At 70.0% G+C, this 26,933-nt stretch carries 25 protein-coding genes; 12 read left to right on the forward strand and 13 right to left on the reverse strand.

Annotated elements, in window-relative coordinates; translation table 11 throughout:
* Window positions 1-6: 6 nt before the first annotated feature.
* The 3 genes from LG391_RS03100 to LG391_RS03110 are packed head-to-tail and all read right to left on the reverse strand — an operon-like array spanning window position 7 to window position 1,585.
* Window positions 7-264 (reverse strand): CDGSH iron-sulfur domain-containing protein, encoded by a 258-nt coding sequence (locus LG391_RS03100; protein WP_225766228.1) that lies wholly within the window; start codon window positions 262-264, stop codon window positions 7-9.
* Entirely contained in the window at window positions 261-881 is a 621-nt protein-coding gene (gene mobA, locus LG391_RS03105; protein ID WP_225766230.1) for a molybdenum cofactor guanylyltransferase MobA, read from the reverse strand. Before mobA ends, LG391_RS03100 begins: the two co-directional genes overlap by 4 nt.
* Entirely contained in the window at window positions 878-1,585 is a 708-nt protein-coding gene (locus tag LG391_RS03110) for a DUF3592 domain-containing protein (protein WP_225766241.1), read from the reverse strand. Before LG391_RS03110 ends, mobA begins: the two co-directional genes overlap by 4 nt.
* A gap of 96 nt (window positions 1,586-1,681) precedes the next feature.
* Here LG391_RS03110 and moaA point away from each other — a divergent pair, with 96 nt between their 5' ends.
* Together moaA and LG391_RS03120 are read left to right on the forward strand one after the other, a co-directional pair.
* Complete coding sequence (gene moaA, locus LG391_RS03115; protein WP_225766243.1) at window positions 1,682-2,731, forward strand: GTP 3',8-cyclase MoaA; 1,050 nt, start codon at window positions 1,682-1,684, stop codon at window positions 2,729-2,731.
* Between the two features lie 314 nt (window positions 2,732-3,045).
* Window positions 3,046-3,798, forward strand: coding sequence for an NAD kinase (locus LG391_RS03120; RefSeq protein WP_374200721.1), 753 nt, complete (start codon window positions 3,046-3,048; stop codon window positions 3,796-3,798).
* A gap of 172 nt (window positions 3,799-3,970) precedes the next feature.
* Here LG391_RS03120 and LG391_RS03125 read toward each other — a convergent pair whose 3' ends face one another.
* The gene (locus LG391_RS03125; RefSeq protein WP_225766249.1) at window positions 3,971-4,789 is read right to left on the reverse strand and encodes a bifunctional 2-polyprenyl-6-hydroxyphenol methylase/3-demethylubiquinol 3-O-methyltransferase UbiG; all 819 of its coding nucleotides are present in this window, start codon (window positions 4,787-4,789) and stop codon (window positions 3,971-3,973) included.
* Window positions 4,790-5,396: 607 nt separating this feature from the next.
* Between LG391_RS03125 and LG391_RS03130 the strand changes: the two genes are divergently transcribed.
* The 3 genes from LG391_RS03130 (at window position 5,397) to LG391_RS03140 (ending at window position 8,451) form a co-directional block, all read left to right on the forward strand.
* Window positions 5,397-6,416, forward strand: a complete 1,020-nt coding sequence (locus tag LG391_RS03130) for an SPFH domain-containing protein (RefSeq protein WP_225766251.1) — start codon at window positions 5,397-5,399, stop codon at window positions 6,414-6,416.
* A complete protein-coding gene (locus tag LG391_RS03135; RefSeq protein ID WP_225766253.1) occupies window positions 6,413-6,856 on the forward strand; it encodes an NfeD family protein in 444 nt (147 codons plus the stop codon). Before LG391_RS03130 ends, LG391_RS03135 begins: the two co-directional genes overlap by 4 nt.
* A gap of 176 nt (window positions 6,857-7,032) precedes the next feature.
* Complete coding sequence (locus LG391_RS03140; RefSeq protein WP_225766255.1) at window positions 7,033-8,451, forward strand: glutamine synthetase family protein; 1,419 nt, start codon at window positions 7,033-7,035, stop codon at window positions 8,449-8,451.
* Here LG391_RS03140 and LG391_RS03145 read toward each other — a convergent pair.
* The 3 genes from LG391_RS03145 to epmA all read right to left on the reverse strand — a co-directional run bounded on the left by LG391_RS03145 (window position 8,445) and on the right by epmA (window position 12,022).
* A complete protein-coding gene (locus LG391_RS03145; protein WP_225766257.1) occupies window positions 8,445-9,668 on the reverse strand; it encodes a multidrug effflux MFS transporter in 1,224 nt (407 codons plus the stop codon). The two genes, LG391_RS03140 and LG391_RS03145, sit on opposite strands and share 7 nt — an antisense overlap.
* A gap of 98 nt (window positions 9,669-9,766) precedes the next feature.
* On the reverse strand, window positions 9,767-10,711 hold the full coding sequence (locus LG391_RS03150) for an alpha/beta hydrolase (protein ID WP_225766259.1): 945 nt from the start codon (window positions 10,709-10,711) through the stop codon (window positions 9,767-9,769).
* A 213-nt stretch (window positions 10,712-10,924) separates the two neighbouring features.
* Window positions 10,925-12,022: an EF-P lysine aminoacylase EpmA gene (gene epmA / locus LG391_RS03155; protein WP_225766261.1), complete on the reverse strand. Its 1,098-nt coding sequence runs from the start codon at window positions 12,020-12,022 to the stop codon at window positions 10,925-10,927.
* A 178-nt stretch (window positions 12,023-12,200) separates the two neighbouring features.
* On the opposite strand from epmA, the gene efp reads away from it, so the two are divergent.
* From efp to LG391_RS03190, 7 genes are all read left to right on the forward strand, one after another.
* Window positions 12,201-12,767: an elongation factor P gene (efp, locus tag LG391_RS03160; protein ID WP_225766263.1), complete on the forward strand. Its 567-nt coding sequence runs from the start codon at window positions 12,201-12,203 to the stop codon at window positions 12,765-12,767.
* Window positions 12,768-12,776: 9 nt separating this feature from the next.
* Window positions 12,777-13,604 carry an inositol monophosphatase family protein gene (locus LG391_RS03165; protein WP_225766265.1) on the forward strand — a complete coding sequence of 276 codons (828 nt, stop codon included), beginning with the start codon at window positions 12,777-12,779 and terminating at the stop codon, window positions 13,602-13,604.
* 217 nt (window positions 13,605-13,821) lie between these two features.
* On the forward strand, window positions 13,822-14,469 hold the full coding sequence (locus LG391_RS03170) for an OmpA family protein (protein ID WP_225766267.1): 648 nt from the start codon (window positions 13,822-13,824) through the stop codon (window positions 14,467-14,469).
* Window positions 14,470-14,481: 12 nt separating this feature from the next.
* Window positions 14,482-15,696: a flagellar motor protein MotA gene (locus tag LG391_RS03175; protein ID WP_225766269.1), complete on the forward strand. Its 1,215-nt coding sequence runs from the start codon at window positions 14,482-14,484 to the stop codon at window positions 15,694-15,696.
* A gap of 3 nt (window positions 15,697-15,699) precedes the next feature.
* On the forward strand, window positions 15,700-17,190 hold the full coding sequence (locus tag LG391_RS03180; RefSeq protein WP_225766272.1) for a peptidoglycan -binding protein: 1,491 nt from the start codon (window positions 15,700-15,702) through the stop codon (window positions 17,188-17,190).
* A gap of 89 nt (window positions 17,191-17,279) precedes the next feature.
* Window positions 17,280-17,909: an acyloxyacyl hydrolase gene (locus LG391_RS03185; RefSeq protein WP_225766274.1), complete on the forward strand. Its 630-nt coding sequence runs from the start codon at window positions 17,280-17,282 to the stop codon at window positions 17,907-17,909.
* Between the two features lie 90 nt (window positions 17,910-17,999).
* Window positions 18,000-18,509, forward strand: a complete 510-nt coding sequence (locus tag LG391_RS03190) for a cytochrome P460 family protein (RefSeq protein ID WP_225766276.1) — start codon at window positions 18,000-18,002, stop codon at window positions 18,507-18,509.
* Here the strand turns inward: LG391_RS03190 and LG391_RS03195 are convergent.
* The 6 genes from LG391_RS03195 to ettA all read right to left on the reverse strand — a co-directional run bounded on the left by LG391_RS03195 (window position 18,490) and on the right by ettA (window position 26,914).
* Window positions 18,490-19,998 carry an aromatic amino acid lyase gene (locus tag LG391_RS03195; RefSeq protein ID WP_225766278.1) on the reverse strand — a complete coding sequence of 503 codons (1,509 nt, stop codon included), beginning with the start codon at window positions 19,996-19,998 and terminating at the stop codon, window positions 18,490-18,492. The genes LG391_RS03190 and LG391_RS03195 overlap by 20 nt on opposite strands.
* Window positions 19,995-20,999: an ornithine cyclodeaminase family protein gene (locus tag LG391_RS03200; protein ID WP_225766280.1), complete on the reverse strand. Its 1,005-nt coding sequence runs from the start codon at window positions 20,997-20,999 to the stop codon at window positions 19,995-19,997. The genes LG391_RS03195 and LG391_RS03200 overlap by 4 nt, the downstream gene beginning before the upstream one ends.
* A 203-nt stretch (window positions 21,000-21,202) precedes the next feature.
* Window positions 21,203-21,907 carry a DNA-3-methyladenine glycosylase I gene (locus tag LG391_RS03205; protein WP_225766283.1) on the reverse strand — a complete coding sequence of 235 codons (705 nt, stop codon included), beginning with the start codon at window positions 21,905-21,907 and terminating at the stop codon, window positions 21,203-21,205.
* Between the two features lie 101 nt (window positions 21,908-22,008).
* Window positions 22,009-22,833 carry a hypothetical protein gene (locus LG391_RS03210; protein ID WP_225766294.1) on the reverse strand — a complete coding sequence of 275 codons (825 nt, stop codon included), beginning with the start codon at window positions 22,831-22,833 and terminating at the stop codon, window positions 22,009-22,011.
* A gap of 136 nt (window positions 22,834-22,969) precedes the next feature.
* A complete protein-coding gene (locus tag LG391_RS03215) occupies window positions 22,970-24,979 on the reverse strand; it encodes a calcium-binding protein (protein WP_225766296.1) in 2,010 nt (669 codons plus the stop codon).
* 261 nt (window positions 24,980-25,240) lie between these two features.
* Window positions 25,241-26,914: an energy-dependent translational throttle protein EttA gene (gene ettA / locus LG391_RS03220; protein WP_225766299.1), complete on the reverse strand. Its 1,674-nt coding sequence runs from the start codon at window positions 26,912-26,914 to the stop codon at window positions 25,241-25,243.
* Window positions 26,915-26,933: the final 19 nt, after the last annotated feature.

Here is a 26,933-nt window from a genome sequence, read left to right on the forward strand (position 1 = left end):
TCCGCGTCAGCCCTGCGCCGGCCCCACGAAGTTGTGGCGGCCGTCGCAGAGGGGCTGCCGGCCGCTGCGCTTGCAGGTGCAGAAGAAATAGGTCTTGGCCCGGGGCGCCACGAAGGCGACCGGGCCGATGCCGCAGCCTTCATGCGATCCGTCGCAGAAGGGCTGGGCGGCGCTGCGGCCGCAGGCGCACCAGCGCACCGCCTGGCCTTCCGCCAACTCGACCGGGATCGGCGCATCGCCGGCGCAGACCGGCTCGTCCGTCATGCCAGCTCCGGATGCCGCGCCAGCAGCCGCTCCGCCTCCGCCAGATCCTCCGGCGTGTTGCCGTTGAGGAAGGGGTCGACCGGGTCGCAGCCGAACTCGACCACCGCGGTCGGGTGGCGCGCCATCCAGCGCCCGACCTTGCGGATGTCCTCCTCGACCAGGGCCCGCCGCAGGTCGCCGCGCAGCGCCACCGGCCACAGCGCCACCACCGGATGAGTCCGGCCGCCCGAGGCGGCGACCGCGATCTCCACCCCCTGCTCCCGCCGTGCCGCCGCCAGCCGGGCCACCAGGTCGCGCGGAAGGAACGGCGCATCGCAGGGAAAGCTCGCCACCAGGTCGACCTCCGGCCGGATCGCGGCGGCCCAATCCAGCGCCGCCAGGATGCCGGCCAGCGGCCCGGGCGCGCCGGGCACGTCGTCCGGCACCACCGGCAGGCCCCACCGGGCGAAGCGGGACGGGTCGCCATTGGCGTTGAGGCACAGCGCGGACACCTGCGGCGCCGCCCGGGCGATCACGCGGTCGAGCAGCGTCATGCTGCCGAGCGGCCGCAGCGCTTTGTCGCCGCCGCCCATGCGCCGGGCCAGGCCGCCGGCCAGGATCACGCCGAACGGGCTCACGCCGCGGCGACCAGATAGACGGCCAGGGCCAGCACCACGACGACGAAGATCAGGATCGGGATGGCATTGCTCGGCCGTTCGACGATGCGGGTCACGGCCGGCCCGCCGGCCCGTTGCACCGTGACCGGGCTGTCGCGCATGCGCTGGACCACGCCCCCCGAGGCAGCCGGGCGCGCGACGCGGAACGACGCGGCAGCCTGTTGCTGCTGCGGCGCCGATCTGGCCTCCATCCGCCGCGCCGCGACCTGGCGCAGCACCGTCGTGATCGCCGCCGCCGCGTCGCCGGCCCTTGCCGGCTGCTGCGGCCGGGCCCGCATCAGCGCCAGCCCGACGAGCGCCAGAACGGCACCGATGCCGCCGGCCAGAAGCTGATCGCCCCAGATCGCCAGCGGGTGGTCCAGCACCGCGCGGTCCTGCCGCTCGGGGTCGATCAGGATGGCGACCCGCTCGCCCGGCTGCGGCGCCGCCGCCAGGCCGGTGTCGACGGCGGCATAGACGGCGCGCAGCGTGCCCAGGCGCACCACGGTCTTCGCCGCGGCCAAGGTCGGCGTCGAGCGATCCCCGGCGCCGGGCGGCAGCACCAGCCCCTGCACCTCCACCGCCGCCTCGCGCCATTGCTCGCGGTCCCAGGCCGCCTCGCCGGCGCCGAACACGCGGAACGCGCCGATCACCAGCAGCAGCACGCCCACCAGTCTGCGGATCATCGGTCCCTGCCGTCTTCTCACATCGCGGAAAAGCATACGCGTTCGGCGAAGGGTGGCCTATCGCGTTCCCGGGGGGAGCGTCCTATATTGTCGTATATGACGCTCCAGACGCCGACGCCCAGGATCGATCCGTCGCCCGCCTCCACGGCCCCGCTGGTGGACCCGTTCGGCCGCGCCATCCGCTATCTGCGGGTCTCGGTGACCGATCGCTGCGACTTCCGCTGCGTCTACTGCATGGCGGAGGAGATGACCTTCCTGCCGAAGGCGGAGCTGTTGACGCTGGAGGAGCTGGACCGGCTGTGCAGCGCCTTCATCCGCTTCGGCGTCGGCAAGCTGCGCCTGACCGGCGGCGAGCCCCTGGTCCGGCGCGACGTGATGACGCTGATCCGCAGCCTGGCGCGGCACCTCGGCACCGGCGCGCTGGAGGAGCTGACGCTGACCACCAACGGCAGCCAGCTCGCCCGCCATGCCGAGGATCTGGCCGCCTGCGGCGTCCGCCGGATCAATGTCAGCCTCGACACGCTGGACCCGGCCAAGTTCCTCGCCATCACCCGCTGGGGCAAGTTCGAGAAGGTGATGGAGGGCATCGCCGCGGCGAAGGCGGCCGGGATCCGGATCAAGATCAACGCGGTGGCGCTGAAGGGCGTCAACGACGACGAGTTCGACACGCTGATCCGCTGGTGCGGCGAGAACGGCCACGACCTGACGCTGATCGAGGTGATGCCGATGGGCGACATCGGCGGCGAGGCCCGGCTGGACCAGTACCTGCCGCTGTCGCAGGTGCGGGCCGACCTCGCCCGGCGCTGGACGCTGACCGAGACCGACTATCGCACCGGCGGGCCGGCGCGCTATGTGCGGGTGGAGGAGACGGGCGGAAGGCTCGGCTTCATCACCCCGCTCACCCATAATTTCTGCGAAAGCTGCAACCGGGTGCGGCTGACCTGCACCGGCACCCTCTATATGTGCCTCGGCCAGGACGACGCGGCCGATCTGCGGGCGCCGCTGCGCGCCGACCCGACCGACGCGGCGCTGGAGGCCGCGATTCGCGAAGCCATCCTGCGCAAGCCGAAGGGGCACGACTTCTCCATCGCCCGCCGCCACACGCAGCCCGCGGTGGCGCGGCACATGAGCGTGACCGGCGGCTGATCCCGCCGGTCACAGCGTCAGCATCAGGATGGTCCCCGACAGCGCCGTGCCAGCAGTCACCATGGCGAAGCGCAGGCCGCACCGCGACAGCAGGACGGCGATCGTCGCGAACACTCCCACCAAAGCCGGAATCATCATCCCCACCCCCTCTGCGGCTTTCCTCCGTTGATGACCCGGCCACTCTCCCCCATCCACCGTGAAGCGAGCGTGAACGGCCCCTTCACGCTGCTTCACGGCCGGGGTAGACCGCGGCTCCGCTTCGGCTACAGTCACCGGCCATGACACTCGCATCCCCCGATCCGGCCCCGCCGCGCATGGCGATTCTCGCCGCCGACACCGCCGAGGCCCTGGCGGCCCAGGCGCGGCTCGTCGCCCGCTGGGGCCAGCATCCGCCGGAAGCGGCGGATGTGATCGTCGCGCTGGGCGGCGACGGCTTCCTGCTGGAGACGCTGCATCGCTGCGTCGAGCGGCGCCGGCCGATCTACGGCATGAATTGCGGCTCGGTCGGCTTCCTGCTGAACGATTTCCAGGAGGAGGATCTGGCCAGCCGGGTGACGGCTGCGCGCACCGTGATCCTGCACCCGCTGCGGATGCGGGCGACCACCGCCGACGGCACGGTGCACGAGGCGCTCGGCATCAACGACGTTTCGGTGCTGCGCCAGACCCGGCAGGCGGCGAAGCTGCAGATCACCGTCGACGGCGTGGTGCGGATGCCGGAGCTGATCTGCGACGGCGCCATCGTCTCGACGCCGGCCGGCAGCACCGCCTACAACCTGTCGGCGCATGGCCCGATCATCCCGCTCGGTGCCGGCATCCTGGCGCTGACCCCGATCAGCGCGTTCCGGCCGCGGCGCTGGCGCGGCGCCCTGCTGCCCCACCGGGCGAAGATCGTCCTCGACATCCTGGAGATGGCGAAGCGCCCGGTCAGCGCCGTCGCCGATTCGACCGAGGTGCGCGACGTGGCGCGGGTCGAGATCGCCGAGGATCGGTCGGTGTCGCTGCACCTGCTGTTCGACCCCGGCAAGACGCTGGAGGAGCGGATTCTGAAGGAGCAGTTCGAGCCGTAGCTCTACGCGGCGGCTTCTCCACGATCATCTGAACCTGGCTCGCTCGATTGCCGATCCGTCGAGCAGCAGCCTTGCTGCTCGACGGACCCCGCCCACGATGGAGATAATGTGCAGGACATTTTGAACTGCCCGGCTCGCTGCCGGCCGAATTTCCGAACTGGTTTGGCCCGCTTCAGGCCGGCTTCCTGGCCACCCAGACATCCTGGAACAGCCCTGCCACATCGGGCGATTCTATGTGCTCCAAGATCTCCCAGTTCTCGAGAAGGCGACGCACGAAGGCCGGCGGATGGAATGCAGCGTATCCCCGCTTCCCCTCCATCACCTGGTCGCGCACGACGATTTTCCCCTGCTCATAGAGTTGCAGCTCGGCCGGAGACAACTTGGACTTGTACCAATCACCCTGAAAAGTCGAAATCAGGATTCCGCCGGGAGCCAAACAGCGCTGCAGATCGCGGATATAGGCGTGATGCAGTGCATCGGACAGATGCGTAAAGACGGAAAGATTGTAGATTGCATCGATCTCGCCATCAGGCAACGGAAGCGGCGGCCGGAGATCGTTCCGATGGAGTTCGATGCCGTTGAACTCGGGCTGATTCTTCGCCCAAGCGATCGTATCCGGATTGTAATCCAGCCCGACAAGTCGGACACCGGGGAGCAGGCTGCTCATATGGCGCAGAATCCGCATCGGGCCACAACCCCACTCGGCAACGGAGCGCACACCGGGCTGATGTCGCTTTATGAGCCCTGCTAGATACTTGGCGTGTTCAAAGCCGATATTCCTATAGGATTCCGGCGTCCACCGACGATAGGCATCGTAGGCCAGATCAGACGGTGGCAACACGAAATGCGGATTCTGTTTCTCGAATTCTATTATTTGCTTCTTGATCGATCGATTATGCAACTTTCCTCGGACGTTATCTGCAAATTCAAATAAACCAACCCGCCTTAGCGTCAGCCCAACCACCGCTTTAACTTTGGCCTTTGTCGTCATATCTCTCCCCCAACAAGAATGATCCTACGAAATCATGTCAAGCTTGATCGATATTGACCCACAACCATGATCACTCTGACGCCGGGCCATTAAGTCCGGAGATGCGATCCACGGTTGCTCTACTTTGCCTCACCGCAATGACGGCAAGCCCACGAGTCCGAATCGGTGAATATTGAAACCACGCCCATACGCGGAGATAATGCAGAATTTCATCTAACACGGGAAAGCTTAGAAATAAAGCAAATCCGGCGAGGAGGCTCGACGCTTTTGTTTTCCCTGCTAGGCAACGATTCCAGTTACGGCATTGAGGCGACCCTGCTGCTTTTCTGTCATTGCCCAGCTCGACCGGGGCGATCCGGCGGCCATGAGAGCGGTTCGGGCCACCCTGGACGCCACGATCGAGTCTTGGCATGACAAGAAGCTTTCCATCAATCAGCGTTCAGCATAACTCTGTGTCGCCTGTCACATGAGTTCGCCGCCCTGGTCGTGCTTCAACTCTAGCCTCCGTTCATCGAATCGCTGCGTTTTTGCCATAAAGTTCCAGTCGAATTATTGGGTGGCGGCTTGCGGCACAGCACGACGGCGCCAAGAGGAGCGGAATTCCATCATGTCGGTCTCGCCCTTTGCGATCATCGTCCTGGCCATCCTGGTCCTGGCGGTCCTGGTCATCTTCATGGGCGTCAAGTCGGTGCCCCAGGGCCGCGAATGGACGGTGGAGCGGTTCGGCCGCTACACCCGCACCCTGCGCCCCGGCCTGAACCTGATCGTTCCGTTCGTCGACCAGATCGGCGCCAAGCTGTCGATGATGGAGACGGTGCTGGAGGTGCCGCAGCAGGAGGTCATCACCAAGGACAACGCCATGGTGACGGTCGACGGCGTGATCTTCTACCAGGTGCTGGATGCGGCCAAGGCGGCCTATGAGGTCGGCAATCTCGAGACCGCGATCATCAACCTGACCATGACCAACATCCGGACGGTCATGGGCTCGATGGACCTGGACGAGCTGCTGTCCAACCGGGACCAGATCAACGCGCGGCTGATGAAGGTGGTGGACGACGCGACCGAGCCTTGGGGCGTCAAGGTCACCCGCATCGAGATCCGCGACATCACCCCGCCGCGCGACCTGGTCGACAGCATGGCCCGGCAGATGAAGGCCGAGCGCGACCGCCGCGCCACCATCCTCGAGGCCGAAGGCACCCGGCAGGCGCAGATCCTGCGCGCCGAGGGCCTGAAGCAGGCCGCGATCCTGGAGGCCGAGGGCCGCCGCGAGGCGGCGTTCCGCGACGCCGAGGCGCGCGAGCGTTCCGCCGAGGCGGAGGCCAAGGCCACCGCCGCGGTCAGCGACGCCATCGCCTCCGGCAGCGTGCAGGCGATCAACTATTTCGTCGCCACGAAGTATGTCGACGCGCTGAAGTCGATCGCCGCCGCACCGAACCAGAAGGTGCTGTTCATGCCGGTCGAGGCGTCGAGCGTGATCGGCGCCATCGGCGGCATCGCCGAGATCGCGCGCGAGGCCTTCGGCCGTGACGGGGCGCCCCCGCCCGCCCCCCCTCCCCGCCGGCCGACGCCGCCCGCCGATCCGGCCGCGCCAGTGCCCGAGGGCGGGCCGTGGGGGCCGAAGGCATGATCGTCCAGGGCCCGGAATTCTGGTGGTGGTGGATCGCCGGCGTGGTGCTGCTGATCCTCGAGGTGATGGTGCCCGCCACCTTCTTCCTCTGGCTCGCCATCTCCGCCGGCGTCGTCGGCCTGCTGTCCTGGCTGCTCCCGATCGGCTGGGAGTTCCAGGTGCTGATCTTCGCCATGCTGTCGGTGATCAGCGTCGTGGCCTGGCGCGCCTGGCTGAAGCCGCACACCGAGGCCAGCGACCAGCCGACGCTGAACCGCCGCGGCGAGCAGTATGTCGGCCGCATCGTGACCTTGACCGAACCGATCGCCAACGGCGTCGGCCGCATCCGGATCGCGGACGCGACCTGGGGCGTGGAGGGCCCGGACCTGCCCGCCGGCACCCGCATCCGCATCGCCGCGGTGGTCGGCACGCGGTTCCGGGTCGAGCAGGATTTCGGATAGCCGGCTGCCTCCTCCATCCGGCGCAGGATCGGTGCCGAGGGCTGCTCCAACGACGGACCGGTCGGCCGACTGAGGGTCTGGCATTCGCGGAGGGATCTGCGAGACTGCCGGATGGGAGTCCCGTCCCATAGGCGGACAGCTGGGACCGGGCCCGCGGGATGGACAGAGGGTCGACCATGCCTCGGAACCAGGACGATTCCACCTCGCCACTTGCTCGGCTGGAGCGCGACCTGCAGGAACACGCCATCCGCCAGGTCCGGCTCGGCTGGGGGGACCAGCACGGCATCGTCCGCAGCAAGACCTTGACGACCGGGGAGTTCCTCGCCTGCGTCGAGACCGGCAAGGACTTCCCGAGCCTCACCATCTTCGACACGACCAACCACCCGATCCTCTACCCGTTCACCGCCGGCAATCACCTGGACCTGCCGGGAATATCGGGGCTGCCGGACGTGGTACTGATGCCGGACCCGTCGACCTGCCGCAGGCTGCCCTGGCTGGACGGCACCGCCTGGGTGCTCGGCGACATGCATCTGCAGGACGGCGAGCCTGACCCGCTGTGCACCCGCCAGTTCCTCAAGCGCCAGATCGCGCGGCTGAACCAGGCCGGCTTCGAGCCGATCATCGGCCTGGAGGTCGAGTTCCACGTCTTCAGGCTGGCCGACGCCCGCCTCGGCCCGGAGGAGTCCGGCAATCCCCCCGCTCCTCCCGCGGTCGCGAATCTCGCGCATGGCTACCAGTACATGTCCGAGAACCGCACCGACGAGCTTGAGGACGTGCTGGCGGCGATCCGCTCCGCGATGCTCGACATGGGGCTGCCGCTCGCCGGCCTCGACGCGGAATGGGGCCCCGGGCAGTGCGAGATCACCTTCCAGCCGATGCCGGCGCTCGCCGCCGCGGATGCCATGCTGCTGCTGCGGGGCGCGATCAAGCAGCTGTGCCGTCGCCGCGGCTGCCACGCCACCTTCATGACCCTTCCGAAGATCCCGAACGCGCTGGCGAGCGGCTGGCACCTGCACCAGTCGCTCCAGGATCTCCAGACCGGCTCCAACGCTTTCGCCGGCGACGGCAGCGGTCCGGGCCCGCTGTCCGGCGTCGGCATGCGCTATCTCGCCGGGCTGCTGGCGCATGCCGCGGGGACTGCGCTCATGACCACGCCGACGATCAACGGATACAAGCGCTACCGGCCGGACAGCCTGGCGCCGTGCCACGCCAATTGGGGGCATGAGAACCGTGGCACCATGCTGCGCATCGTCGGCGCGCGACAGAGCGGCCAGATCCACATCGAGAACCGCGTCGGGGAGCCCTGCGCCAATCCCTATCTCTACATCGCCTCGCAGCTCGTCGCCGGGCTCGACGGCATCGAACGCGGGCTCGATGCCGGACCGCCGGCGAGCGCGGGCTACGAGGGCGGGCAGCCGCGCCTGCCGCGCAGCCTGATGGAGGCGATCGACGCGTTCCGGCAGGACGACATCCTGCAGGCCGCGCTGGGCCGGCATCTCGGCACCTATCTCGCCGCCTTGAAGGAGTTCGAGGTCGGCCGCTTCCTGGCGAGCGTCACCGACTGGGAGCACCAGGAGTATTTCGAGACCTACTGAACTCCGGGCCGCTCGGCCTGGACGCGGCCGGGGCGCCCGAGGCCCGGACGGACCAGCAGGCGCCAGAGAGCCAGGGCCGCGCAGGCGAACAAGGCCATGGTCAGCGCCATGCTGCCGGCCCCGAGACTGCTGAAGAGCAGCGAGACGAGGGCGCTGGCCGTCGTCCCGGCGATGATCTCGAAACATCCCAGGACGCCGGAGGCGGCCCCGGCCCGGTCGCCCATGGGCTCCAGCGCCGCCTCCGTCAGGCTCGGCATCACCAGGCCGCGGCAGAACAGGGCCAGCACCATGCCGGGCATCATCGTCGCGACGCCAGCCAACCCGGCGGACCACAGCGCCACCAGGAGCACGGCATTGGCGGCGGACAGGCCCAGCCCCCAATCGACGATCGCGCCGGCGCGGACCCGGCGCCGGCTCAGCGGCCGGTTGACCCAGGCCCCGGTCATGCCGCCGAGCGCGGCGCAGGCGAACAGCAGGCTGAACGTGCCTGCGTCGACATGGAAGCCTGTCATCAGGACCAGCGACGAGCCGGCCACGAAGGTGAACATGGCCCCGAAGCTGAGGGCGTCGACCAGCACGCGTGCGACGAAGGCGCGGTTTGCGAGAACCGGGGCGTACCGGCCGGCGATGCTCACGCTTTTCGTCGCCCGGGCGGCGGATTCGCCGAAGGCAGCCAGAACCAGCACGCCCAGCGCCGATCCGATGATCGCCAGCGCCCCGAAGATCCCGCGCCAGCCGAAGGACGCCAGAATCCAGCTGCCGATGGCCGGGGCGACCACGGGCGCCACGCCGAAGACCATGTTCACTATGGCGAATCTCGCCCGGGCCTGGGGGCCGTCGAAGAGGTCCCGGACGATGGCGAAGACGATCGTCACCGTGGCGGCGGCTCCGAGCCCACCCAGCAGGCGCCACAGGATCATCGCGGCGACGGATTGCGTCAGCGCGCAGGCCAGCGACGACAGCACCGACAGCGCCAGGCCGGCGAGCAGGCTGGGCCGACGGCCGAACCTGTCGGACAGCGGCCCGAAGATCAGCTGCCCGACGGCGAGACCGGCCATGAAGGCCGCGATGGTGAAACCGATCTGCGCGGACGATGCCGCCAGCTGCTGCCCGATCGCCGGAACGGCCGGCAGGACAGTGTCGATCGCCCAGGACGGCAGCGCCGCAAGCCCGCCCAGCAGCACGGTGAAGATCGGCGAATCGGGTCTGAGTCGCATCGCTCGGGCGGACCGACGGAGGTGCACCGGACCGACGAGAGTTGCCCGAACGCCCGGGCGGCATCAATGCCGATCTCGGCCCGCCCGTCCGGCGGCCCTCATACCCCCCTCAGCGCCTCGTCGATCGCGGCGATCTGCGGCAGGCCGCCGGGGATCAGGTGGATCAGGGCATTGAAGGCGTGGATCATGCCCGGCGCCATGACATAGGTCACCGGCACCTTCGCCTCCTTCAGCATCCGGGCGTAGACCCGCGCCTCGTCGCGCAGCGGGTCGCATTCCGCCGCCAGCACGAAGGTCTTCGGCAGCCGGGGCGGCACCGGGTGCAGGATCGGCGAGGCCAGCGGATGGTCCGGCGCCTCGTCCGGCCCGAGATAGCATTGCCGGAACCACTCCAGGTCGGTGCGGTCGAGGCCGTAGCCTTCACCGTAGTCCAGCACCGAATGCTGGCTCAGGGTCAGGTCGAGCCAGGGGCACAGCAGATAGGTCAGGGCGATGCGCGGTCCGTTCTCGGTCGCCGCCAGCCGGCTGATCGCGGCAGCAAGGCCGGCGCCGGCGCTGGTGCCGCCGACCATCAGCCGGCGCGGGTCGCCGCCGAAGCCCGCGGCGTGATGCGCGGTCCAGAGCAGTGCGTCATAGGCGTCGTCGATCGCCGCCGGGAACGGGTGGTCGGGGCCGAGGCGGTAGCTGGCCGAGATCACCAGGGCCGGGGTGTTGGCGGCGATCCGCCGGGCCTCGTCCTCGCTCTCCTCGATGCCGCCGAGGACATAGCCGCCGCCGTGGAAATAGAGCGCGACCGGCAGCGGGCGCCCCCCCGTCCCCTTCGGCCGCAGGATGCGCAGCCGGCGGGGGCCGGCACGGCCCTCGATCTCATAGTCCTCGACGAGGTCCATCTCCGGCAGCGTCGGCATCCGCGACAGCTTCAGCTCGCTGAACACCGCCTTGGCCCTGTCCGCCCCGATATCGGCCCAGGACTGGATGCTCGTCTTCTCCCGCCACCGCTCCACCGCCTCCAGATACGCCTCGCAATCGGGGTGCAGGATCATCAAGAACTCCGGATCGACGGAACGGCCCCTAGAGCCGGATGATTTGAGATGGAATCGCCATGCGATTCCATCTCAAATCTGAATCCGGCTCTACACCTCAGAGTCAGAGCGCGATTCACGTTTCAGACCGAAGCGAAGGCGCTTCGGTCTGAAACGATCGCGCTCTGGGTGCCCGGCCGAAACGCTCGGCGAGCGACCATCGTTCCGATGACGTCATCGAGTTGTCATCGTTCCAATGACGGGCGCCCACAGCACGTCATCGATATGGTCCGCCCCGGTCGCGAGCATCACCAGGCGATCGAAGCCTAGCGCGATCCCGCTGCAGTCGGGAAGGCCGCCGCCGCGGTCCGGGTCCAGCGCCGCCAGGAAGTCCTCGTCGATGGGGTAGCGCACGCCGTAGAGCTGCTGCTTCAGGTCCATGTCGGCCTCGAACCGCGCCTGCTGCGCGGCGGCATCGGTCAGCTCGCCGAAGGCGTTCGCCAGCTCCAGTCCGGCGACATAGAGCTCGAATCGCTCGGCGGTGCGCGGGTCGGCCGGGTTGGGCCGCGACAGCGCCGCCATCGACACCGGATACTCGGTCAGCACGCAGGGGCTGCCGAGGCCGAGCCGGGGCTCGATCCGCTCCAGGAACACGCGGAAGAACAGGTCGTCCCAGCGATCGCCCTCGCGCGCCGGGATGCCGATGGCCGTGGTGGCCGCGTTCAGCAGGGTCAGGTCCGGGTTCAACGGGTCCGGCGCCGTCGCCAGCAGGTCGATCCCGGTGAACTCCAGAAACGCCTCCTGCACCGTCAGCACCCGCCATTCGGCGAAGGGGTCGCACTCCTGCCCGCGCCAGCTCAGCCGGTCGCGGCCCGCGGCCCGCGCCGCCGCCTGGAACAGGGCGCGGCAGTCGTCGATCAGCGTCCTATAACCCTCCCCCGCCCGGTACCATTCGATCATCGAGAATTCCGGATGGTGGGTGGCGCTGCGCTCGGCGTTGCGGAACACGTGGCTCAGTTGGAAGATCCGCTCCAGCCCGGCCGCGAGCAGCTTCTTCATCGCGAATTCGGGGCTGGTGTGCAGGTACAGCCGCTGGGCGTCGTCCGGATGCGGCCCGCGCAGCTCGGTCGCGAACGCGACCAGATGCGGCTCCAGCCCGGGCGAGACCTGCAGCGCCGGGGTGTCGACCTCGAGGAAGCCGCGCTCGGCGAAGACCTGCCGGACCGCGGCCGTGATCCGCGCCCGCGCCTCCAGATAGGGCCGCTTGCGGGCATAGACGCCGCTCTGCCACCAGCGGCCGCGCAAGCCCCGAATGCCCGGTTCCGTCGTCATGGTCCTGTCCGATCCAGTCATGCCGCTTCGATAGCAGGTCGTGCCGGCCGGCGCAGCCGACTCGGCATTTGCCCTTGGCGGGACTTGCTGCTAGGGTCCGCGCCCATCGCGCCACCCTGTCGTGCCGCCCCGGCGCGCCAGTGGGGCGCGAAACGCATTTATCTGCAGAAGATCCGCCATGAAGGTCAACGCCATCACGATCCGGCCGGGCAATGTCCTCGAATACGAGGGCAAGCTGATGCTGGTGACCAAGATCGAGATCATTCAGCCGGGCAAGGGCAACGCCGTCATCCAGGTCGAGATGCGCGACGCCCGCACCGGCACCAAGACGCAGCAGCGGTTCCGCACCCAGGAGACGGTAGAGCGCGCCCGCCTGGACGAGCACGAGATGCAGTTCCTGTACCAGGAAGGCGATCACTTCACCTTCATGGACAATGAGAGCTTCGAGCAGACCCAGGTGCCGGTCGACGTGGTCGGCGAGCCGGCGCGCTTCCTGCAGGAAGGCATGGTCTGCACCGTGACCATGTATGAGGGCTCGGCCCTGTCGGTCGAGCTGCCGCAGACCGTCACCATGCAGATCACCGAGGCCGATCCGGTGGTGAAGGGGCAGACCGCCTCCTCCTCTTACAAGCCGGCGGTGCTGGAGAACGGCGTGCGCGTGATGGTGCCGCCGCACATCTCCTCGGGCACCCGGATCGTCATCAACACGGCCGACGGCACCTATCTCGAGCGCGCGAAGGACTGATCCTCCCCGATGGCCGGACGTTCCCCCCTCATCACCGTCATGATCCGCGCGGCCCAGAAGGCCGGGCGCGGTCTCGTCCGCGATTTCGGCGAGGTCGAGAACCTGCAGGTCAGCCGCAAGGGCCCCGCCGACTTCGTGTCGGCCGCGGACCTGAAGGCCGAGGAGACCCTGCGCCAGGAGTTGACGCGCGCCCGCCCGCGCTTCGGCTGGGTCATGGAAGAAGGCGGCGTGATCGAGGGCGAGGACAAGGACCGGCGCTGGATCGTCGACCCGCTCGACGGCACCACCAACTTCCTGCACGGCATCCCGCATTTCGCGATCTCGATCGCGCTGGAGCAGGAAGGCGTGCCGGTGGCCGGGGTGATCTACAACCCGGTGGCCGACGAGCTGTACTGGGCGGAGAAGGGCGCCGGCGCCTTCCTCAACGACCGGCGCCTGCGCGTCTCCAGCCGCAAGAACCTGCCCGACGCGCTGATCGGCACCGGCATGCCCTTCATGGGCCGCGGCGACAGCATCGCGTATCAGCGCGAGCTGCAGATGATCATGCCGCATGTCGCCGGCATCCGCCGGATGGGTGCCGCGTCGCTCGACCTCGCCTATGTCGCCGCCGGCCGCTTCGACGGCTTCTGGGAGACCGGGCTGAACCCGTGGGACATCGCCGCCGGCATCGTCCTGGTGCAGGAGGCGGGCGGCTTCGTCACCGACATCGACGGCAAGGGCCCGGCCCTGACCGCCGAGACGGCGGTCGCCGGCAACGCGCTGATCCACAAGACCCTGGCGATGGCGATCGCCAAGGCCCGTGCCCCGCGCGCGCCGAAGGCCGCGGCCGCGTCCTGACGCTGCTTGCTGCGGCAGTGAAAAGCGGGGTAAGGCTATCGTCCTTCGACCGATAGCCTCGTCCTGTCGCTGGTTGGCGATTGTTTCGCCCTCCTCCGCTGAGCTATGGTCCGCCCCGTTGCATGCGGGTGTATGATCCATGGTCCGTAGCGTTGTGAGGTTCGGCTTGGCCCATCGTCAGCAGACCGGCCGGCGGGCGTGGCCCCGCTTGGCGGTCATGGTTCTTCCCGCCGTCCTGATCCTGGGCGCGGCGGCCGCCATGGCGGAGGATCCGCTGGCCTCCGGCGACCTGCCGCTCGACACCCGCATCCTGACCCGCGGCGAGACCGCCCCGCCGGCACCGCTGCCGGTGCCGACCTCGGCCGGGCCGGTGACCGGCCCGATCCCGTTCGTGCAGCCGTCCCGGCCCGCCATCCCGTCCCTGCCCGGCCTGGTCGACGAGCCGGCGCCGGCCTATGACGCCGACGTGGTGGTCAGGGGCGCCGGCTTCGCCGACCCGAACGTCAAGGTCAAGGCCATGCCCGGGATGGCCCCCGGCGACATGGTCGGTCTGGTCGTCGGCGACGGCTTCCGCATCCGCTTCGCCCCTGGCGCCGAGGAGATCGGCACCGAGGCCGGCGACCTGCTGTCCGGCCTGGTCGAGAAGCTGGCCGCCGACGGCGGCAGCCAGATCGAGATCCGCGCCTATGCCGGGGCCAAGCCGGACCCGGCCAATGCCCGCCGCCTCTCGCTCAGCCGGGCGCTCAACATCCGGTCCTTCCTGATCGACCGCGGCATCGACAGCAAGCGCATCGCCCTGCGCGCGCTCGGCAACACCTCGCCGCCGGACCAGCCCGCGGATCGCGTCGACCTCCGGATCCAGTAGAAGGCCCTCCTGATGTCGATCACCGCCCTGGCATCCCGCCCGTCCTCGATGCGCCCGGCGATGTCCAGCCCGCGGCGGTACCTGATCCGGATGACGGCTTTCGTCATCGTCGTCGCCATCGTCGCCGCCGTGCTGGGGCTGGGCGTGGCCTCCGCCTTCATGGCCAATCCGGCGCTGAACGGCGTGATCCTGGCGGCCACGCTGTTCGGCATCGTCTTCTCGTTCCGGGCCGTGCTGAACCTCGAGCCCGACATCCGCTGGATCGAGGCCCATCTGGCGCAGCGCGTCCAGGGCGGCCGGATGGCGCCGGTGCAGCCGCGCCTCCTGGCCCCGATCGCCCGGGTGATCGCCGAGCAGCAGGGCGAGCTCAGCCTGTCGCCGCTGGCGATGCGCTCGCTGCTCGACGCCATCGGCGCCCGGCTCAGCGAAAGCCGCGAGATCTCGCGCTACCTGATCGGGCTCCTGATCTTCCTCGGCCTGCTCGGCACCTTCTGGGGCCTGCTCGAGACGGTGCGCTCGGCCAGCGGCGTGATCGCCGGGCTGGACATGGAGGCGGCGGATCCCAGCGCCGCCTTCGCCACGCTGAAGCACGGGCTGGAAGCGCCGCTCATGGGCATGGGCACGGCCTTCAGCGCCTCGCTGTTCGGCCTCGCCGGCTCGCTCGCTCTCGGCTTCCTCGAGCTGCAGGCGAGCCAGGCGCAGAACCGCTTCTACAACGAGCTCGAGGACTGGCTGTCGGCCAACACCCGCCTTCCCGCCGCCCCGCAGAACGGCGGCATCGAGATCGAGGCGGGCGAGCCGGTGTTCCCCGCCTATATCGAATCGGTGGTGGCGCAGACGGCGGAGAACCTCGACGCGCTGCGCCGCCTGACGGTCCAGGCGGGGGAGGAGCGCCGCGGCCAGGGCGGCGCGCTCGGCCCCGTCGCCCCCCAGCTGGCGGCGATCGACGATCATCTGCAGAACCAGCAGGCGCTGACGGCCAGGCTGGCCGGGGGCCAGGCGGCGACCGCCGCGGTGCTGGCCCGCCTGGCCACCGCGCTGGAATCCGCCCGCTTCGGCATCGACGAGCCGACCCGCCAGCACATCCGCAGCCTGGACACCACGGTGCGGCGGATGATCGAGGAGATGTCGACCGGCCGGATGCAGCTCTCCGGCGAGATCCGCGGCGAGATCAAGCTGCTGGCCCGCACCATCGCCGCCCTGGCCGAAGGCACCGAGGGGCGCTGACGCATGGCGATGCGCGGCCGGTACTCCTTCGGCGAACGGCGCCAGGTCGATGTCTGGCCGGGCTGGGTCGATGCGCTGTCGTCCCTGCTGATGGTCGTCATCTTCCTGCTGATGGTGTTCCTGGCCTCGCAGTTCTACCTGTCGACCGTGGTCAGCGGCCGCGACGAGACCGTCGGGCGGCTGAACCGCCAGGTGTCCGAGCTGACCGACCGGCTGGCGCTGGAGCAGGACAGCGGCCGCGACCTGAAGACCCGCATCGACCGCCTGTCCGCCGATCTCGAGGGCAGCGCCCGCGAGCGGACCGATCTCGGCAACCGCCTCGCCGCCGTGCAGCAGGACCGCGACGCCATCGACCGGCAACTGCGCACCGCCCTGACCCAGATCGAGACCCTGACCGGCGGCACCACCGACCGCGACGCGCAGCTGCAGGAGGCGGCGCGGGTGATCCAGGACAACCAGGCGACGATCGAGCGGCAGCGGCGCGAACTGGCGCAGCTGCAGTCGGACCTGGCGACGCTGCGCACCGGCACCCAGGACCGCGACCTGACGGCAAGCCAGCTGTCGACCGCGCTGGAGCAGAGCCGCAAGGAGGCCTCGGATCTCGGGGCCGAGCTCGACCGCACCCGGTCCGAGCGGGACCGCGCGCAACAGGACGTGAAGGCCGGGCAGGACCGTGCCCGGGCGCTGGAGCAGCAGGTAGCGGCTTCGCAGAAGGACGTGCAGGACCTGACCGCCCGGGTGGCGCAGCTCGACGCCCGCATCGCCGAGCTCAGCGGCACGCTCGACCGCGCCACCGCGGCGCTGGCGACCGAGAAGTCGACCAGCGAGAGCGAGCGCAGCCGCGGCGAACAGCTGGCCGCCGAGGCGGCAGCGCTGCGCCGGCAGCTGTCCGACATCGAGAGCACGCTGCGCGATTCGGAGAAGACGGTCAGCGACAAGGATGTCGAGATCGCCAACCTGACCTCGCGCCTCAACCAGGCGCTGGTGCGCCGGGTCGACGAGCTCAGCCGCTCGCGCTCGGTGTTCTTCGGCAAGCTGCGCGACGTGCTCGGCGAGCGGCAGGATGTCCGCGTGGTCGGCGACCGCTTCGTGTTCCAGTCCGAGGTGCTGTTCCCGGTCGGCTCGGCCGAGCTGCAGCCGGGCGGCGAGGAGCAGTTGGCCGCCTTCGCCGCGACGCTGAAGCGAATCGCTGCCCAGTTCCCGCCCGATGTCGACTGGCTGCTGCGCATCGACGGCCATACCGACCGGCAGCCGATCACGGGCGGCCCGTTCCCCACCAACTGGCAGCTGTCGACCGCCCGGGCGCTGTCGGTCCTGAACTTCCTGTCGAGCCAGGGCATCCCGCCGCAGCGCATGGCGGCCGCGGGATTCGGCGAGTGGCAGCCGCTCGATCCGGGCAACACGCCCGAGGCCTATCGCCGCAACCGCCGCATCGAGCTGCGGCTCGACCAGCGCGGCGACAGCGGCCCGGACACCGCGGCCGTCGCGCAGTGAGCCGGCGGAAAAGCGTTGCGTCGGGTTTCGCGCGCCCGTAATCATCCCGGACCCCGGGGCCCGACCCCGGCAGGAATGAAGGGTGCAGAATGAAGAAGCTCCTGACCGGCGTCGCGGCGGCTGCCGTCGTGCTCGGATCCGTGCAGGCGGCGCAGGCCGCGTCGGTGCCCATCTGGATCGGCATCGGCTCGGCCGCGGTCCTCGCCGCCGGCATCCTCGGCGAAAGCTCGGACATCGGCGACATCCGGGTCGGCAACGGCGCCACCGGCGTGCCGATGTCGCTAACGCTCGGCGCGGGCTACTACAACATCCTGAACGACAAGGGCGACAAGGACCACGAAGACCGCGACAAGGGCGGCGCCGGCATCGGCCGGGTGGAGCTGCGCTTCAACCAGGAGTTCCTGCGCATCCGGCCCTTCATCGGCATCGAGGGCACCACGGATTCGGCCGCCTACATCTATGGCGGCGGCATGTTCGACGTCCGCTTCGGCGAGCACTTCATCCTGTCGCCGAACGCCGCGGTCGGCGCCTATTTCAACGGCGACGGCCGGGACATGGGCTCGACCCTCGAGTTCCGGACGGGCATCGAGGCGGCCTGGGAATTCGACAACCGGATGCGGATCGGCGCCGCCTTCCACCACATCTCCAACGCCGGCATCGGCGATGTGAACCCGGGCGTCGAGACCCTGACGCTGAACCTCTCGATCCCGCTGAACTGAGCGGCGGCCAACGCCGCTCACAACTCCTAACGGGCGGTTCTTCCCCGCTCCTGCTTGGATGCACGCCGCACGCCAAGCAGGAGTCCCTTGATGAAGCCCGCCCGCATCGCCCTGTTCGGGGCCGTCCTCGCCTCCTCCGTCGTCGCCGCGGCCGCCCTGGCCGCGCCGGGCCGCGGCGCTGACAATGCCTCGCCGATCTACGGGGTCACCATCCCCGAGGGCTACCGGCAGTGGCCGTTCATCGCGCCGGCGCATGAGACCGACCCGCTGAACGAGCTGCGCGTCGTGGTCGGCAACCCCACGGCGGTCAAGGCCTACCAGGACGGCACCCTGCCCTTCCCCGACGGCACCATCCTGGTCAAGCTGGCCTGGAAGCACGTCCAGTCCACCGAGTTCGCACCCGCCTATGTCCCCGGCGCGGCGACGACGGTGCAGGTCATGGTCAAGGATTCGAAGCGCTACGCCGCCACCGGCGGCTGGGGCTTCGGCCGCTTCATCGACGGCAAGCCGGTCGACCAGGCCCAGCACGAGACCTGCTGGGCCTGCCACCAGGCCAATGTGAAGGACCATGACTACGTCTTCACGCGATTTGCTCCCTGAAGACGGATTCCAGCTCGCCCGAAGCGATGAGGCCGGCCGCCGCCGCGATGTCCGGCGCGGCCGGGCGGTCGGCCTCCAGCCGCGGCACCAGGCCGCGCACGGCCGCGTGGATCGCCGCCGTGCCCCGGCCGAGCGTCGGGGCGCCCCGCAGGTCGACCGCCTGGGCCGCCACGATCAGCTCCAGCGCCGCCAGCAGACGCAGCCGTTCGACGATCCCCGCCGTCTTGTCGACGGTCGCGGTCGCCATGGTGGCGTAGTCCTCGACCCCGTCGGCGACCGGCAGCACCGCGACCGGCATTGGGGCCGCCAGGTGGCCGATCTCAGCCAGGAGCGCCGCGGCGGTCTTCTGCGCCGGGCCGTAGCCGGCGCTGCCGTCCTGCACCGGCGCCAGGAAGCGCGGCAGGCCGCTGGCGGCCGGGGACATCAGCTTGACGACCCGCGCCGCCGAGATCGCCGCTGCCCGCGCCAGCGCTGCCCCCAGCGCCTCGAAGGCCAGGGCCAGATGGGTCGGGTCGAAATTGGCGTTCGGCAGGGCGACGCCGTCCTCGGCGATCACCGCCGGGTTGTCCCCGGCCCCTGCCAGCTCCAGCTCGACCGAAGCCCGCGCCGCCTGTACCGCGGCCAGGGCGGCGCCCAGCACCGAGGGCGCGCAGCGGAAGCTGAGCGGGTCCTGCAGCTTCCTCGCCGCGCCCGGCCGCGCCAGATCGCCGCCCTGCAGCAGTGCGAGCATCGCCCGCGCCGCCTCCGCCTGCCCCGGCGCCGGCCGCAGCAAAGCGGCGCGCGGGTCCAACGGTGCGACGCCGGCGCGGAAGCCCTCGAAGGACAGCGCGGCGGCGGCGAGCATCGCCCGCAGCGCCTGCGCCGCGTCCTCGACCACCAGCGCGCCGGCGCCGACCGAGGCGGCGTTGGCCGAGACCAGGGCCAGCCCGTCCTTCAGGCCGAAGGCCGGCTGCGCGATGCCGGCGCGAGCCAGCGCCTCGGCCGCCGGCAGGATCTCGCCCTGCAGCTCGGCCTCGCCCTGGCCCAGCAGCACGAGGGCGATGTGCGACAGCGGCGGCAGGTCGGATTCGCCGACCGAGCCCGTCATTGGCACCACCGGGTGCACGCCCCAGTTCAGCAGGGCCGCCAGCGCCTCGGCCACGGCGCGCGACGCTCCCGATCGGCCGGCGCAGAGCCCCGCCAGCCGGGCTGCGACGATCGCCCGCACCTGGTCTCGCCGCGCGTCCCGCCCCACACCGACGGCGCGGCCGATCGGGATCCGGCGCTGCACCACCGCGGCGTCCGGCGCGATCCTTGTGTCGACGGCAGCGCCCAGCCCGGTGCTGACGCCGTAGATCGCGGTCCCGGCGGCGGCAAGCGCCTCCAGGGCGCGGTGGCCGGCCTCGATCCGCTGCAGGGCGGCGGCGTCGAGCTCGACGGCCGCGCTTTCCCGGGCGATGGCGAGGATGTCGCGGGTGGAGAGCGGGCCGGCGCCGAGGCGGATCGTCATGCGAAGCGCAGCCGCTGGCCGATCTCCAGCCGCTTCGCCTTCTCCAGCATGGCGTGGCCAAGGGCGATGTCGCTGAGGCTGAGGCCGCGGTGCCACAGGAGGATGGTCTCGTCCTCGCGCTCCCGGCCCGGCTTCAGCCCGGCGACGACCTGGCCCAGCTCCGCATGCAGCGTCGCCTCGGAGAGCTTGCCGGCCTCGACATGGGCGCGCAGGGAGCCGAACTGGCCGCTGCGGCACTGACCCCAATCGTCGACCACCATCTTGGCCATGATGTCGGTCAGCGACAGCTCGACCGCGCTCATCGTGCCGTAGGGCACCACCAGCGCGCCGGGCTTGATCCACTCGGTCCGCAGCAGCGGCTCGGGCTGCAGCAGGCGCGAGGCCTCGACCACGATGTCGGCGCCGCGCACGGTCGACTCCCAGTCCGCCATGGCGCGGACCGGCTTGCCGAGGTCCCGCGTCAGCCGCTCGGCGAAGCCCTCGCGGCTTTCCGGCCGGCGGGAATGGACGCGGATCTCGTCGAAGTCGAACAGCCTGTCCAGCAGCCGGACGTTCCAATAGGCGGTGCCGCGCGCGCCGACATGGCCGAGCACGCGGCTGCCCTTGCGGGCCAGGTGCCTGGCGCCAATCGCGGTTACCGCCCCGGTGCGCATGTCGGTGATGGCGGTCGCGTCCAGGATCGCCTTCGGCATGCCGGTCGCCGGGTCGAACAGGTTCAGGATCGCCATCTCCGACGGCAGGCCGCGCTTGTAGTTGTCGACATAGTCGCCGACCACCTTGACCCCGGCGGCGTTGACCGGCGCGCCGATGGCGCCGCGCAGCACGTTGAAATGGCCGTGCACCTGCGGGTCGGGCTTGAGGTGGACCCGCGGCTCGATCACGGTCTCGCCACGGCCCTGCGCCGCCAGGCTGGTCTCGATCGCCTGCAGGATCTCGTCGTCGGTGATCGCCAGCGCCTCGATGTCGAGGCCGTTGAGGAAAGTCACGTAGATCGGGTGCATGTCGGCTCCAGCGGTGTGGGAGGTGCGCTCCCGCAGGCAAGGTCTCTTTCAAACCTCTTCACCGTCATTGCGAGGAGGCGAAGCCGACGAAGCAATCCAGGGGCCGGTGCGCACCGGCCCCTGGATTGCTTCGCTGCGCTCGCAATGACGTAAAGGATGAGCACGAAGAGGTCTCATCGGCGAGCGTGGCGTTGTCGCGGCCTTCAATGCCGCCCCGGCCGGCCGTGGCCGACATCGCCGATGCTCATGGCGAGGATGCGGCTGATCTCGGTCAGGTCGCGGCCCGATTCCGCCGACCAGCGGTTGAAGGCCTGCTGCATCGTCTTGAAGTCGCCCTTGCCGCCCGGCGCCCTGGTCAGCACGCTCTCGCGGATCAGCGCCGCCACGACGTCGCCGGTCGGGATGAAGGCCGGCTTGCCGATCGCCCGCAGGAAGCGCATGCCGGTGTCGCCGCCCAGGCGGTTACCGCGCTTCTTCAGGATCTCGAGTAGGCCGACATAGTCCGCATCCGGCCAGCCCGCCAGGAATGCGGCGGCGCTGCCGTGCTCGGCCGCCAGGTCCAGCAGGAAGCGGGCATTGGCGACGACCGACTGGATCTTGGCGCCGTGCCGGACGATCCGGTCGTCCTTCAGCAGGGCGTCGAGCTTCTCCTCCGACAGCGCGGCGCAGCGGCGCGGATCGAAGCCGTCGAAGGCGGCCTCGAATCCGTCCCATTTGGCCGTGATCACCCTGGAGGCGAAGCCGGCATTGAAGACGCGCCGCGTCATCTCCGCCAGGATGCGGTCGTCCGGCGTGGCGGCGATCTCGGCGGGCGTCCGCGATTTCGTTTCGGCGAGCGCGCGTTCGAGCACGTCCATGCCGCCGCGGCGCTCGGCCGCCAGCGCGACGATCGTCGCGAAATCCCCCATGCCCGCCTCCCTCGGTTCGGCGCCGGCGGACAGGAGACCCCCTTCATCCGCGCCGATCCAGAGGAAATCGACGGTCCTTGGGGGACGCGGTCGCCGGACCGCTATCCGGTGTCGGGTCCGCTGGGTTTGCCTGGTTCGTGGGGTTCGGGGGGCTCCTCGTAGTCGCCGGCGAAATCGACAGCGAGGGAGCGGCAGAGGCGGGCGGCGGCCCGGGCCGGCGGCTCGGTGTCGATCAGGGCCGGGACGTCGGGCTCCTGCAGCCGGGCCTCGATCCCGGCCTCGAGGCCGGGAGCCTTGCCGGGATCGACGGCCTTGAACGCCCGCCTCATCAGTTCGTGCAGCCGGGCCCGGCGCCGCTCCCGAACCTCCGCCGGGCTGCCGGTCGGCGGCGGCGGATAGGGCGGGTCCGACCAGTCGGCCGCCCGGCGGCGCCATTCGTCGGACAGGCCGAGGCCGCAGGCCAGGCCGGTGATGACCGAGCCCACCGGCCGGTCCTCGATCCGGTCCTCCTCGTCCTCGTACAGCGCGTCGAGCCGCTCGTGCAGATTGTTGGTGTGGTAGTCGGCCTCGTCGAGCTCCCGGGTCGCCTGGGCGGGGTCCCAGATCAGGGCGTAGAGGGCCTCGGTGACATGGTTGCGCTGGCGGGCCCGGCGGGCCTTCCGGTCGGCCTTGTCGCGGGCGCAGAGGTCGGCGGCGGCGCGGGAGCGCAGATCGAGCGAGCGCTGCACCGAGCGGGAGAAGCGGCCGAAGGCCGTCCCGGCCTGCTGCGCCTCGGCCCGGGCCTGCGCTTCAATGGCGCGGGTGCCTTCGGCCTCGGCCAGCTGCATGGCGATCTCGGCCAGGCGGGTGAGCATCCGGACCTGCTGCAGCGCGAGGCTGCGGCAGTAGGCCTGGATGTCGAGATCGGAGTCCGCGCCTGTGTCCATGGAACACATCATGAACAAGATGCGCGAGTTAAGGCAATGAACATTGCGTTTACAACCGTCCCCGACCGCGTAGCCATGTTGGGTTCGCGTGCCGCGAACCCAACCTACGGATCGGCGTCGCGCGGCTTCGTGCCGGCTAAAGCAGGAACTCGGACGGCGAGGCCCTGCCCTGGTCGAACACGACTTCGCCGTTGAGCAGCACGTCGGTACCGGCATTGCCGATCAGGATGTCGCTCCCTGCGCCGCCGTCGAGGACATCGTCGCCCTCTTCGCCACGGAGGACGTCGTCGCCACCGCCGCCGAAGGCGACATTGTCGCCGGAGCCGGCGAACCCCACGTCGGCGCCGTCTCCCCCCGACAGCACGTCGTCGCCCGCACCGCCGAGGATCGTATCGTTGCCGGCGCCGCCATCGGCCAGGACCCGGATCTCCAGAGTCCCAACGTCGGATGCATCGATGGAATCGTTGCCGCCGAGCCCGCGGATCTCGAGCCGGTCGCCCGCCGCATCCGTCCCGGTGATCCGGATCGTCGCGGCCAGGCCCAACACCGTGATCACGCCGGCATCTTCGACGATCCTGATGGTGTCGTCGCCGGCGGTGCCGTCGATGACGACCACGTCGCTGGCGCCGCCGGGGACCGCGAAATCGAACAGGCTGATCTCGACGGCCTGGACGCCGGTCCCGCTGAGGTCATGGATCTCGAACCTGTCCGAGCCGCCGAAAGACAGGAGGCTGATCAGTTCGGCATCGTCGGTGTCCAGCCTGGCGCCGTCGACGTCGCGCGAGATCCCGACCTGGCCGCCGAGGGCCGAAACCGCGAACACCTCGTTGGCCGAGTTGCCGGAGAGGCGCACCCCGTCGAAGCCGGCGCCGCCTTCGACGAAATCGTTGCCGTCGCCCGGTTCCCAGACGAACGTGTCGTCGCCGGCGCCGAGCAGGGCGACGTCGCTGCCTCGCCCGCCGTCGATGAAGTCGTTGCCGGCACCGCCCAGCAGCACGTCGTGGCCCCGGGTGCCGAAGACGACATCGTTGCCGTCGCCGCCATCGAACGCGAAGGTGCCGGCACCGGCCGCGATCGAGCCCGCCTCGATGCGGTCGTTGCCGGCCCCGGCGTTGATCGCGATCGTGTCGGTGGCGTCGGCACGCTGCACGGTCACGAAGCTCGGCAGGCCGAGGATGAAGAGGCCGGAAGGATGGCCGAGCACGCTGACGACGTCGCCGAGGCCGGTGCCGTCGAGGGTGATGCTGTCGACCTTGCCGTCGCCGACGCCGCCGTTGTCAACGCCCTCGAGGTCGATCCTCACCTCCTGGACGCCGGTTCCGGTCAGGTCGCCGACGGCGATCCTGTCGGCACCGCCCACCGGCTGCACGTCGATCCGCTCGAGACCGTTCACGTCCATCGCGATGCCGCCGACATCGCGGGTCAGCACCGCCCGCGGGCCGTCGGCCGAGACGGCGATGGCCTCGTCGGCGCCCGAGGTGTCGAATGCGAGCGTGTCGAAGCCCGCCTCGCCCTCGATGCGGTCCGAGCCGTCCCCCGGCATCCATCGGGCCGTGTCGTTTCCGTCGCCGAGGGCAATCCGGTCGGCATCACGCCCGCCGATGACAAGGTCGTTGCCGGCGCCGCCGAAAAGCTGGTCGCCGCCGCTTCCCCCTTGCAACGTGTCGTTGCCGTCCTGGCCGAACAGCGAGTCCGCGCCGGAACCGCCGATCAGGACATCATTGCCCAGGCCGCCGAGGAGCTGCGCGGCCGGCAGCGGGCCATTCGTCTCGTCCAGCGAGAGGATGTCGTTGCCGCCGAGCCCGAACAGCGAGATCGATTTGGTGTTGAAGACCGTCGGAACGGCGCCCTTCACGCCGCCCGCGGGGACGATCGCGTCGTTGACGAGAATGAACCCGCGGGCGTCGCGGCCGATGACCACGGCGTTGTCGAGAGCGTCGCCGATGACCGTGAGCGTGCCCGAAGCCGGATGGAACACCGGTGACACGGCCGCCGGCGCAGGCTCATCCTCGGCCGGGATGATCGGCGGGGTTTCCCCTCCGCCCGGCGCCGCCTGAGATCCGGCCGGCGCCCCCGCGACGACCGTCGGGAAAGAAGCGTCGGACGACATGTCGCCGTGGCGGTTCGCTGTCCTGTCGATGAGCACCGGTCCCCTCCCCTTCCGAGTGGCTGTGACGAGCTGGTGCGGATGCGCCGCGATTGGCCCCGCAGGCTTCGTTCTGACAGGACGGTCCGCGATCCGGTGTGACCTGCGGAACTGTCGGGGATTTTTTCCGATGTCTGCCCGACGCCGCGGACAGCGGCAGCGACGGAATCGTCATCGCGGGCACAGCGAAGCGACCCGGGGCGGCAGCAACAGGGTGTCGGGTTCGCGTGCCGCGAACCCGACCTGCGGATGCCGTCCGCCTCAGCGCGTCAGCGGCTTGTACTTGATACGGTGCGGCTGGTCCGCCTCGGTGCCCAGGCGGCGGTGGCGGTCCTTCTCGTAATCCTCGTAGTTGCCCTCGAACCACACCACCTGGCTGTCGCCCTCGAAGGCCAGCATGTGGGTGGCCAGCCGGTCGAGGAAGAAGCGGTCGTGGCTGATCACGATGGCGCAGCCCGGGAAGGTCAGCAGCGCCTCTTCCAGCGCCCGCAGCGTCTCGACGTCGAGGTCGTTGGTCGGCTCGTCGAGCAACAGGACGTTGGCGCCGGACTTCAGCATCTTTGCCAGGTGGACGCGGTTGCGCTCGCCGCCCGAGAGCTGGCCGACCTTCTTCTGCTGGTCGCCGCCCTTGAAGTTGAAGGCGCCGACATAGGCGCGGCTGGGCATCTTGCGCTTGCCGAGGTCGATCTCGTCGAGGCCGCCGGAGATCTCCTCCCACACCGTCTTGTTCGGGGAGAGGTCGTCGCGGCTCTGGTCGACATAGCCGAGCTTGACCGTCTCGCCGACCTTCAGCGCGCCGCCGTCCGGCGTCTCCTGCCCGGTGATCATCTTGAACAGGGTCGACTTGCCGGCGCCGTTCGGCCCGATCACGCCGACGATGCCGCCGCGCGGCAGGCGGAAGCTGAGGTTGTCGATCAGCAGCCGGTCGCCGAAGCCCTTGGACAGGCCCTGGGCGTCGATCACGTTGTCGCCCAGCCGCTCCGGCGTCGGGATCAGGATCTGGGCTTGGCCCGGGGCCTGCTCGCGGCTCTGCGCTAGCAGCTCCTCATAGGCGTGGATGCGGGCCTTCTGCTTGGCCTGGCGGCCGCGGGCGCCCTGCCGGATCCACTCCAGCTCGCTGGCCAGCGTCTTCTGCCGGCTCGACTCCTCCTTGGCCTCCTGGGCCAGGCGCTTCTCCTTGGCGTCGAGATAGGCCGAGTAGTTGCCCTCGTAGGGGATGCCGCGGCCGCGGTCGAGCTCGAGGATCCAGCCGGTGACGTTGTCGAGGAAGTAGCGGTCGTGGGTGACCATCACCACGGTGCCGGCATAGTCCTCCAGATGCCGCTCCAGCCAGGCCACGGATTCGGCGTCGAGATGGTTGGTGGGCTCGTCGAGCAGCAGCAGGTCCGGCTTGGCCAGCAGCAGCTTGGCCAGGGCCACGCGGCGCCGCTCGCCGCCCGAGAGATGGGTCACCGGGCTGTCCCCCGGCGGGCAGCGCAGCGCGTCCATGGCGATCTCGACGGTGCGGTCGAGGTCCCAGGCGTCGGCGGCGTCGATCTTCTCCTGCAGCTCGGCCTGCTCGGCGATCAGCGCGTCGAAATCGGCGTCGGGCTCGCCCATCGCCTCGCTGACGGCGTTGAAGCGGTCGACCATCGCCTTGATCGGCGCCAAGCCTTCCATGACGTTCTCGGCCACGGTCTTGGCCGGGTCGAGCTCCGGCTCCTGCGGCAGGTAGCCGACGGTGGCGCCCTGCGCCACCCAGGCCTCGCCGGTGAACTCCTTGTCGATGCCGGCCATGATCTTCATCAGGGTCGACTTGCCGGAGCCGTTCGGGCCCAGCACGCCGATCTTCGCGCCGGGCAGGAAGGACAGCCAGATCTTCTCCAGCACGACCTTGCCGCCCGGATAGGCCTTGGTCATGTCCTTCATCACGAAGACGTACTGGTAGGAGGCCATCGGAAGCCGCTCCGTTCGC

The sequence above is a fragment of the Inquilinus sp. Marseille-Q2685 genome, assembly GCF_916619195.1.
Classification (GTDB): domain Bacteria; phylum Pseudomonadota; class Alphaproteobacteria; order DSM-16000; family Inquilinaceae; genus Inquilinus.

What these genes read in the sequence shown, in the direction of transcription:
- LG391_RS03195 (WP_225766278.1), bottom strand. Translation starts at nt 19,998, where the DNA reads ATGACGATCCGCCTCGGCGCCGGCCCGCTCTCCACCCGCGACATCCTC.
- LG391_RS03185 (WP_225766274.1), top strand. Translation starts at nt 17,280, where the DNA reads ATGAAGAAGCTCCTGACCGGCGTCGCGGCGGCTGCCGTCGTGCTCGGA.
- LG391_RS03100 (WP_225766228.1), bottom strand. Translation starts at nt 264, where the DNA reads ATGACGGACGAGCCGGTCTGCGCCGGCGATGCGCCGATCCCGGTCGAG.
- ettA (WP_225766299.1), bottom strand. Translation starts at nt 26,914, where the DNA reads ATGGCCTCCTACCAGTACGTCTTCGTGATGAAGGACATGACCAAGGCC.
- LG391_RS03180 (WP_225766272.1), top strand. Translation starts at nt 15,700, where the DNA reads ATGGCGATGCGCGGCCGGTACTCCTTCGGCGAACGGCGCCAGGTCGAT.
- moaA (WP_225766243.1), top strand. Translation starts at nt 1,682, where the DNA reads ATGACGCTCCAGACGCCGACGCCCAGGATCGATCCGTCGCCCGCCTCC.
- epmA (WP_225766261.1), bottom strand. Translation starts at nt 12,022, where the DNA reads ATGACGACGGAACCGGGCATTCGGGGCTTGCGCGGCCGCTGGTGGCAG.
- LG391_RS03125 (WP_225766249.1), bottom strand. Translation starts at nt 4,789, where the DNA reads ATGACGACAAAGGCCAAAGTTAAAGCGGTGGTTGGGCTGACGCTAAGG.
- LG391_RS03200 (WP_225766280.1), bottom strand. Translation starts at nt 20,999, where the DNA reads ATGCACCCGATCTACGTGACTTTCCTCAACGGCCTCGACATCGAGGCG.
- LG391_RS03190 (WP_225766276.1), top strand. Translation starts at nt 18,000, where the DNA reads ATGAAGCCCGCCCGCATCGCCCTGTTCGGGGCCGTCCTCGCCTCCTCC.
- LG391_RS03135 (WP_225766253.1), top strand. Translation starts at nt 6,413, where the DNA reads ATGATCGTCCAGGGCCCGGAATTCTGGTGGTGGTGGATCGCCGGCGTG.
- LG391_RS03120 (WP_374200721.1), top strand. Translation starts at nt 3,046, where the DNA reads ATGGCGATTCTCGCCGCCGACACCGCCGAGGCCCTGGCGGCCCAGGCG.
- LG391_RS03145 (WP_225766257.1), bottom strand. Translation starts at nt 9,668, where the DNA reads ATGCGACTCAGACCCGATTCGCCGATCTTCACCGTGCTGCTGGGCGGG.
- LG391_RS03130 (WP_225766251.1), top strand. Translation starts at nt 5,397, where the DNA reads ATGTCGGTCTCGCCCTTTGCGATCATCGTCCTGGCCATCCTGGTCCTG.
- LG391_RS03150 (WP_225766259.1), bottom strand. Translation starts at nt 10,711, where the DNA reads ATGATCCTGCACCCCGATTGCGAGGCGTATCTGGAGGCGGTGGAGCGG.
- efp (WP_225766263.1), top strand. Translation starts at nt 12,201, where the DNA reads ATGAAGGTCAACGCCATCACGATCCGGCCGGGCAATGTCCTCGAATAC.
- LG391_RS03110 (WP_225766241.1), bottom strand. Translation starts at nt 1,585, where the DNA reads ATGATCCGCAGACTGGTGGGCGTGCTGCTGCTGGTGATCGGCGCGTTC.
- LG391_RS03210 (WP_225766294.1), bottom strand. Translation starts at nt 22,833, where the DNA reads ATGGACACAGGCGCGGACTCCGATCTCGACATCCAGGCCTACTGCCGC.
- LG391_RS03205 (WP_225766283.1), bottom strand. Translation starts at nt 21,907, where the DNA reads ATGGGGGATTTCGCGACGATCGTCGCGCTGGCGGCCGAGCGCCGCGGC.
- LG391_RS03175 (WP_225766269.1), top strand. Translation starts at nt 14,482, where the DNA reads ATGTCGATCACCGCCCTGGCATCCCGCCCGTCCTCGATGCGCCCGGCG.
- LG391_RS03140 (WP_225766255.1), top strand. Translation starts at nt 7,033, where the DNA reads ATGCCTCGGAACCAGGACGATTCCACCTCGCCACTTGCTCGGCTGGAG.
- LG391_RS03170 (WP_225766267.1), top strand. Translation starts at nt 13,822, where the DNA reads ATGGTTCTTCCCGCCGTCCTGATCCTGGGCGCGGCGGCCGCCATGGCG.
- LG391_RS03165 (WP_225766265.1), top strand. Translation starts at nt 12,777, where the DNA reads ATGGCCGGACGTTCCCCCCTCATCACCGTCATGATCCGCGCGGCCCAG.